Origin of the sequence: Paenibacillus periandrae, from assembly GCF_022458865.1 — a bacterium.
GTDB classification, from domain to species: Bacteria; Bacillota; Bacilli; order Paenibacillales; family NBRC-103111; genus Paenibacillus_S; species Paenibacillus_S periandrae.
In genome coordinates this window covers 228,118-234,768 of the sequence record NZ_JAJNMU010000017.1, presented here as the reverse complement: position 1 = coordinate 234,768, position 6,651 = coordinate 228,118, and the positions used below count along the sequence as shown (strand labels likewise).

Annotated in this window: 6 protein-coding genes and 1 pseudogene; 1 reads left to right on the top strand and 6 read right to left on the bottom strand. The window is 35.7% G+C overall.

All coding sequences use genetic code 11. From position 1 onward, the window contains the following. Positions 1-112: 112 nt before the first annotated feature. The 5 genes from LRL21_RS27510 to LRL21_RS27490 all read right to left on the bottom strand — a co-directional run bounded on the left by LRL21_RS27510 (position 113) and on the right by LRL21_RS27490 (position 4,684). Positions 113-292 carry a hypothetical protein gene (locus tag LRL21_RS27510; protein WP_240418978.1) on the bottom strand — a complete coding sequence of 60 codons (180 nt, stop codon included), beginning with the start codon at positions 290-292 and terminating at the stop codon, positions 113-115. Positions 293-781: 489 nt separating this feature from the next. After that, positions 782-1,807 carry a hypothetical protein gene (locus LRL21_RS27505; RefSeq protein ID WP_240418977.1) on the bottom strand — a complete coding sequence of 342 codons (1,026 nt, stop codon included), beginning with the start codon at positions 1,805-1,807 and terminating at the stop codon, positions 782-784. Positions 1,808-2,506: 699 nt separating this feature from the next. Then, positions 2,507-3,544, bottom strand: a complete 1,038-nt coding sequence (locus LRL21_RS27500; RefSeq protein ID WP_240418976.1) for an IS630 family transposase — start codon at positions 3,542-3,544, stop codon at positions 2,507-2,509. A 497-nt stretch (positions 3,545-4,041) separates the two neighbouring features. Continuing rightward, positions 4,042-4,464: a transposase gene (locus tag LRL21_RS27495; RefSeq protein ID WP_240418975.1), complete on the bottom strand. Its 423-nt coding sequence runs from the start codon at positions 4,462-4,464 to the stop codon at positions 4,042-4,044. Between the two features lie 25 nt (positions 4,465-4,489). After that, positions 4,490-4,684, bottom strand: coding sequence for a helix-turn-helix domain-containing protein (locus LRL21_RS27490; RefSeq protein ID WP_338044686.1), 195 nt, complete (start codon positions 4,682-4,684; stop codon positions 4,490-4,492). Positions 4,685-4,801: 117 nt separating this feature from the next. Between LRL21_RS27490 and LRL21_RS27485 the strand changes: the two are divergent. Further along, positions 4,802-5,431 (top strand): annotated as a pseudogene (locus LRL21_RS27485) (IS6 family transposase). A gap of 150 nt (positions 5,432-5,581) precedes the next feature. Here the strand turns inward: LRL21_RS27485 and LRL21_RS27480 are convergent. Next, positions 5,582-6,043: an N-acetyltransferase gene (locus LRL21_RS27480; RefSeq protein WP_240418974.1), complete on the bottom strand. Its 462-nt coding sequence runs from the start codon at positions 6,041-6,043 to the stop codon at positions 5,582-5,584. Positions 6,044-6,651: the final 608 nt, after the last annotated feature.

Below are 6,651 nucleotides of genomic sequence, written 5' to 3'. Positions count from 1 at the left end.
CAGCTTATTCTCCTTTATGAACTGACGAAGCTGTTGTTTGGTCCATAATCCCATGTGTGCTCCCCTACCTTTCCTATTCTTTCATTTTAATAGGTTTTGGAGTTTACACAATCTATTTTACAGACTCGATTTCCGCATCGAAATGGTTGATATCGGTGGACTGCTGAATCACTACACGGTCAACGTATTCCTGAAGCACTTGTTTTTTGTCCTCTTCTTCACCGGACAAATGCAGGTGCTTCTTGTCGTTTATAATGCTCAAAATAATGCTGTCATCGATATTTTTAGCCACCGAAGAATTGATCTGGTTGCCACATTTAGCGATCGGGCAGATTAGGTATTTAACGACTGAATTGTCCCATGAGAGAGAATGTCACGAACGAGTATCACCTTTAATACTCAAGATTTTTATCATTCGAACAAAACATGGGAGTTATAGTGGTGATTCTTGGGAAGAGGCATGCCATTAATTTTTTTAACGGAAATATGAGGCCGATGGGTATCAAGGAATGTCAGAGCGTTCTCATGGAAGTTAGGAATTGAGGATTTCACTAGAAGTATTATAATATTTCAATGCTTTTGTTTACATGAAGAATGTGAAAGCCAAGGAACTTTAAATTACAATGGACTTAAATAAAAGTTTATGGATTCCTTATTGAAAAAAATGAATGGATTGCGGGTGGCGCAATCCATTAAATAGCACGTCATGTCTGCCATGCAGGAGCCATTCGTGCAAGACTGGCATATCATTATCAACAACGGGGGATTAAGAGGCAAAATTTTATAGCATTATTCGATCATCAAAGGATGATATATCTTTTATCATTTTTTCTACAACGACGCCTTCTTCATTTTTAACAAGCTCGATTATACTCTGAAGTTTTGGAATTATTGATTTTTCATTTGTAATTTGATGCTTTATCACTAAATTTCTTGCTATTTGAAGTTTGTCAGCAAAATTTTTATAAATAGTAAAATAATTCTCTGCATCCAAAATATAATTTTTTTTATCCATGTAATGAATCCTATCACACATAAGCTTAAATCGCTCATAAAACAAGTGAAATGGTCTAATGTCAATTTTCCTATCAAATTCTTGTACTTGGATCAAATGTTTTGAAACAGTATCGTATACATCTAATCCAAAACTTAAATTAGGATTTAGTGTAGTTCTATTTCTACACCTCTGTGCTGAATTAATAGAATTTTTAAATTCGTTTAACTCATTAATCACATTTTGTAAATCAAAATCATATTTTGAATTTTCCTTAAGACGCCACATTTCTACATCGGGCAAGTGATTGAAATTTTCTTTAACTGTACTTTCTACGGCATCTTCTATTTCTTTAAATGTGGCCGTAAAATTAGTATACTTCCCATTAATGTAATCGGATACAATAAAAATTTCTTGATTAACATCAAACCCATAAATAAATAATTCATGAAAACCTTTATTTTTTCTAGAATATCCTGAAATATATGATACATCAACGAATAAGTACAAATAATACCCACTTTTTAAGCATTCAATAAAAAAATGAACAAAGCTAGTAAGTTGTTTAATAACATTTCTTGATATAGTATTCTGATGTATAAATGGACAACTTGTAGTGTGAATTAAACCATTGTTAAGATAAAAATCTGCGAAGGTGATTTCTGGTCGAATATTCATATAAATTTGTATATAGTTACTATAAATCCATGGCAGTGCGTCAGGGTGTTTAAGAATGATTGATTGTAAACCGGAATGCCAATTGTACACAGAAAAAATAGGGGTCGAGGTAGGTAAAATATTTATTTTCATCATAGATCTCCTTTTTTACTATTTTTCGAAAACTTGTCATCAAACATAGTGTAGGATTGTGTTCCATCAAAATGTTTTCTTAGATCTTTTGTCGAAGTGGCAAAAGTAAAATCCTTGTAGTTCAATTAATTGACAAACTCTTTTATATTACAAAGGAGATTGTGCATTTGAAGTTAGGTTATAAAATTGGTTGACCAAAAAACTTACATAAAGCCCATGTAATTATGCATCATCTCTAACAAATTGAGAATAATTCTTCCACCACTTAAGTGCAGCCATATCCTTTCTGTAACGTTGAAATATACTACGTGGACAAATACTATAAAAATAAGTACCGCCCATATTAAAATCCATAGGTGAATTTCCACCCATAACATCTCTGGACATTCAGGTTGTACAAATTTACAAAAAAGCCAGCGATAAACTTTTTCCTAATTATGTAATATGGACAGAAACGATGCATAATTCAGATAACAATCCACAATTGGGTCAACAACTGATAGTTCTACGTCTCTGACAGCTGTGTCACGTATGGTATGGAGATCAACTAGATGGTGAAAAGCGTTCCAACATTTCTAAAGTCTTACTATATGTTATCACTTAAGAGACGAAACGAGACTGGCTCGAGAAAGCATTAATCATTTCTTGTGATTTTTAAAGCCATATGTAAAAATTAGCCTATATAGAATGAACTAAAGATTTTTATACACGAAGAAGAAGTCGGTCGATCACTTCAAGTGGATGTCGATTGATCCGTTTCATGAAAGCAATGACATGAGAGCGAATATAATAGAACTTGCTGAAAAAGACATTGTTTACAACATCATGCTTTAGCCACTTCCATAAACCTTCCACGGGATTCAGTTCAGGACTGTACTTGAGCAGATAGACAAGCCGTAGTCGTTTGTGCTCACGAAGAAAACGTTGGATGGCTTCTGCGTGGTGGATGCGAGCATTGTCCAGAACCATAACGAGGTTGCCCTCAGGATAATGAGTCAGGACCTCCTTCAAAAAACGCTGAAAGGCTGCAGTTGTATAGTCCTCCTCTTCACGTTGAATGACAGTGCCTGTCTCGTAGTCGATAGCAGCAAATAATTTGGCTCCTTTGTGATGTCCGTAAATCGGGATTTTTCGTTGCTCCCCTTTAGGAAACCAGTTATACTGCAAAGCCAGGTAGGTGCGAATCATGGATTCGTCTTCGAAGAGTAAGTGATCGATTTCCCCTTGATCCAACTGCTCTTTCAACTCAGGTAGCGTCACTTCGCGGAACTGTTCTTGTTCCTCTAGATTGGCATTGACTAGTGAGTACGTGGTTTTTGTGTAACTAAAACCCAACCGCGTCAACAACTTGGAAACTCCCTTTTCTGTAAACGTCTGGTCAAATTCTCGCTGGATCCATTTCCTAATGATGTTCAGGGTCCAAGTGTACCGGGCTTTGAATCCAACGTCGACGGGACGCAGATTCGTGATGGTCGCCTTCACTTTGTCTTCTTGTTCTTCGGAGAGTTTCTTTGGACCCCCAGGCGAATGTCCAAGATCTAGGCCCGGCAGTCCTTGGTTACGGTAGGTGTTCCAATACGTGCTGACGGTTTGGTATGTCCGTCCTAAGATACCCGCGATTTCCGTTAACGTCCGTCCTACCAAGTGAAGACGCACAGCGAGATACCGTTCATACATCCGAGTGCTATTGGTTTCTTTCATTGCTGTTACGAGTATCTCTAGTTCGTTTTCTTTTTTCATCTCTGATCCCTTCCTTTTCGGTCTTTTCTACATCGTTACCCGAATTGGTCGGTTGTTTAAAACACGAGTTCATTCTATATAGGTATTTTTAATATTTGCAGCGTTACTAATTCTTGAAAGAAAAGTCGAGTTTATAAATACAATTTAATGGAAAAGATTTCAAAAAACAAGTTTTTTTTAATATACCTAATATTTTATACAATGGGATTGAATGAATGGTATATCTAAACGATTATAAAATATGAATCATATTGAAATTATCGAGGAATTGTAAATGAATTATTACAATTGAAAGTTGATAATATTCATCAAGATTTATTTGTATTAGGATTCAATAAGGGCAATGAATTTGGTAGTTCAGCTTGAAGGACGTTTTGACATTAAATACATGGACGAAGAGTTAATTCTATATAAGTTGAACTAAAAACACTACATCCTAATGCATAAATGTTCAATAATCTTTAGAGTCTCTTTTATGATTCTGCCCATGAATGCCTTCACGTTTTTTTAATCTCAGCTTTTGTGTGATAAAAGACGTTATTGATTACGTCGACTTTCAACCATTTCCAAAGGCCATCCACAAGTTTGGGATAAGGACTGTTCGGTGGGAGAAACACCAATTCGAGGTGTTCCTTTTGTTCTTTCAGGAAATCCGCAAGCATTTTGGCATAATGGATACGAGCATTATCCAGGATCATAACGACTTTTTCGCTAGGGTAAGCCTTTATGACCTGCACAAGGAATGCTAAGAAGACCTCGTCATTATATTGTACTTCTTCCCGCCAGACGATCTTACTTTCGGCGTAGTCCAGAGTGGCCAGTAATTTGACACCGCGGTGTTTGCCTGTCGTCTTAATAATTATTCGCTGCTTTCCTTTGGAAAACCATGTCAACTGCAGCGCTTGATAATTACTAATCATACTCTCATCTTCAAACAATAAATGATTAATATCGCCGTTCTCGTGATATTATTAACCTGGGGAAGGTTGTTTCAACAAACAACTTTTGCTTTTCTTCGTCAGCAGCTGCCAAGGTGTACGTCGGCTTGGTGTAGCTGAGCTCCATTCGGTGCAACAACTTAGAAACACCGCGAATCGAATACGTTTTGCCAAATTCACGGTGAATGTACTCTCCAGTGATTTGCAGGGTTGTGGTGCAAAGTTCTAATTCATGATAACGTAATTGATAATGAAGTCATGGAATGGAGCTTTGGAAACGAAATAGAATTTATTTAAATGGAAGCAGTATGAATCGGCAATTATTTTACTAACGGTGAGATGGTATTTGAAATATAGTTTAAGCTATCCAGATATAGTATGAAATGATGAATGATCGAGGATTAAGGATCTCCCATATGACGATCATGAAATGGGTACATGAACTTGGACCTGAAATCGACAAACGACTCATGGAGGACTGACGAAACCTACATCAAAGTTAAAGGTCAGTGGTAGTATTTATACTGAGCGGTTGATTCTATGGGGAAAACCATTGATTTCAAGTTATCTGAAAATCGGGATTTGCAGGTAGCTAACGCTTCTTTACAAAGGCTTTGTCCTCTCCAGATACCCAAATCCCATGTGTAATCAACTTGTATAAAAATCCAGCATATCCACCAGCCATACAAGAATTAAAAATGAGAAATCCTTACCAAAAGAAACCTTAATTAGACAGGCCAATTATCTGAACAACATTGTGGAGCAAGATCTCCGGTTCATAAGGAAAATCACAGAACCAAATCTTGGTTTCAAATCGTTTCTTACAACGGATCAGACGTTAAAGGGAATTGAGACTTTACATATGATAAGGAAAGGGCAGGCCGATGATAATTCGACTGTCCTCACTGCCGTTGAATGGCTAAATAAGATATTTGGTTTAATGGCATAGACAATGTATAGTTTGTCGGGTAAATGCGAACTTTTTAAATCCTTGCATCAGAACTGGTAATGCAATTAGTGCGGGGAAATCAATTATCGAAAGTTTTGACAAACTCAGAAAATTATATAAAGACCTACAATTAATAAAACAATTATAAAATTAGAAAGTATCAATAACCATAGCATTTTCATCGCAATTCGAGAATTTTGAACAATGCATACAATCTTTCCAGATCTTTGGCATTGGTAACTTACTTTTATCGACAAGTGTGAATCCACACTTCTTAAAGAAATCAACTTGATAAGTTAGGGATAATAAAGTTTTAACGCCGAGTGATCTAGACTCATTAATTACTATATTAACAAGTCGTTTTCCTATACCTATCCCGAAGTGATGATCTGAAACTGTAAGTGATCTTATTTCTGCAAGATCTTTATCTAAAATATGAAGACTTACAGTTCCAACAACTTCTCCATTATTTTCTGCAATATAAAAGCATTGGAGATTTTCATAAATAGAGCTAAGAGTACGATGAAGTAACTTACCCTCATCAGCGTAAGTATTAATAAGTTTATACATAATTTGAGTATCATCCATTGTTGCTTTTCTAATTTGATACATGACAAACATACCCCCTTATAAAAATAACAACAAGGTAAATATACAAAATAATGAATAAAGATACAATATATAATTTGAAATTTTCGATAACTTTCGGGATTTCGTTGCCTGAACTGCTGAAACAATATGCGACTCCTGCATGTGTTAATTCGCGGGGGGATTTTTAAAAATACAGTTGAATTCCTGCAGGAACAATCACCTACTTTATTGCATAGGTAATCAATTCTAGTTTCATATGTCCTCAATCCACCTTTTGAGTCTAATGCAAAATGTAGTTGTTGGAACTGAAATATTAGTAAGTGTTTTCGAATCGGAATTAGCCTATCAAGGCATCCAACTCTCCATTTAAGTATTTCTTTTAGCAACAGCTTCGTCATAACAACATTCAATTGTTTGACATTTTCAAGAGATCTTTGCATAATTATGGAGTTTTTGAACTCACAGTTATTGAGATTATTGAATAAAGTTTACTTCGATCCGTCGGATAATATTAAGACTGGGTTTTTGTTGACAAGGCACCAGAAAAGAGGTTAACTGTTTTAATTGAGAAGTGATAAAGTCGGACGCTGCGACGAATCTTTCTTTAATATAAAGTCTTAAGGAGCCAT

Excerpts from the sequence above, each read along its gene's own strand:
- LRL21_RS27500 (WP_240418976.1), bottom strand. The coding sequence starts at position 3,544 with ATGAAAAAAGAAAACGAACTAGAGATACTCGTAACAGCAATGAAAGAA.
- LRL21_RS27505 (WP_240418977.1), bottom strand. The coding sequence starts at position 1,807 with ATGATGAAAATAAATATTTTACCTACCTCGACCCCTATTTTTTCTGTG.
- LRL21_RS27495 (WP_240418975.1), bottom strand. The coding sequence starts at position 4,464 with ATGATTAGTAATTATCAAGCGCTGCAGTTGACATGGTTTTCCAAAGGA.
- LRL21_RS27480 (WP_240418974.1), bottom strand. The coding sequence starts at position 6,043 with ATGTATCAAATTAGAAAAGCAACAATGGATGATACTCAAATTATGTAT.